Origin of the sequence: Colwellia sp. TT2012, from assembly GCF_001440345.1 — a bacterium.
Classification (GTDB): Bacteria; Pseudomonadota; Gammaproteobacteria; order Enterobacterales; family Alteromonadaceae; genus Colwellia.
This window is the reverse complement of the sequence record NZ_LJYX01000187.1, coordinates 1-731: the sequence shown is the minus strand read 5'-3', so window position 1 is coordinate 731 and position 731 is coordinate 1. Positions and strand designations below refer to the sequence as shown.

At 61.1% G+C, this 731-nt stretch carries 1 protein-coding gene; it reads left to right on the top strand.

Features of this window, described 5'->3' with window-relative positions; genetic code table 11:
* On the top strand, positions 1 to 731 hold a 731-nt coding region (locus tag ASU03_RS20480; RefSeq protein ID WP_331456684.1), incomplete at both ends, for a Tex-like N-terminal domain-containing protein.

The following is a 731-nucleotide window of genomic DNA, read 5'->3' as shown; positions in this document are numbered from 1 at the left end:
AAAGAAGTGACCGGCAGCCTCGATGACATCCAGCTGCGGCATCTGGAAGAGCGCCTGCGCTACCTGCGAGAACTCGACGAACGGCGTATCAGCATCCTCGCCAGCATCCAGGAGCAGGGCAAGCTGACCCCGCAACTTGAACGCGATATCAAGCTCGCCGACACCAAGACCCGCCTCGAAGACTTGTACCTGCCGTACAAGCAGAAGCGCCGCACCAAGGGCCAGATTGCCCTGGAAGCCGGCCTCGGCGAGTTGGCCGACGGCCTGTTCAACGACCCGTCCCTCGCCCCGGAAACCGAAGCTGCGCGCTTTGTCGATGCCGAAAAAGGCGTCGCCGACGTCAAGGCTGCCCTCGAAGGCGCCAAGTACATCCTCATGGAGCGCTTCGCCGAAGACGCCAACCTGCTGGAAAAACTGCGTAACTACCTGAAACAGGAAGCCACCCTCAGCGCCCGCGTCATCGCCGGCAAAGAGGAAGACGGCGCCAAGTTCCGCGATTACTTCGAACACGATGAGCCGCTGAAAAGCATGCCATCCCACCGCGCCCTGGCCATTTTCCGCGGGCGCAACGAAGGCATTCTCAGCTCCGCGCTGAAAGTCGGCGACGACCTGCCAGGCACCATGCACCCGTGCGAAGGCATGATCGGTCAACAATTCGGCATCCAGAATCAGAATCGTCCTGCGGACAAGTGGCTCAGTGAAGTCGTGCGCTGGACCTGGAAGGTCAAGCT